Raw genomic sequence first — 265 nt, 5'->3', positions numbered from 1 at the left:
ATTAAGCTAACCAGTACTAATTGCCCGTACGGCTTGTCCCTATAACCTTAGCAGGTACAGAGGATAAGACGGTACAACGTTGCGTGTGTGTTGATACCATTCATTACCCTTGATCTTTGCTTCTTCCGGATTCAGGCTTTGTCGTCCCACAGGAGACAAACGCCAGTACAAGTTATGCCTGATGACCATAGCAAGTTGGTCCCACCCCTTCCCATCCCGAACAGGACCGTGAAACAACTTTGCGCCGATGATAGTGCTGCAACCA

The 265-nt window shown here is 48.7% G+C and carries 1 rRNA gene; it reads left to right on the top strand.

The annotated features are described in order from the left end of the window. Positions 1-177: 177 nt before the first annotated feature. Positions 178-265, top strand: a 5S ribosomal RNA gene (rrf, locus tag GCN74_RS28455); the annotation flags it as partial.

The organism is Janthinobacterium sp. FT14W (assembly GCF_009208755.1).
Taxonomy (GTDB): Bacteria; Pseudomonadota; Gammaproteobacteria; order Burkholderiales; family Burkholderiaceae_D; genus Janthinobacterium; species Janthinobacterium violaceinigrum.
This window is presented reverse-complemented; position numbering and strand designations above follow the sequence as displayed.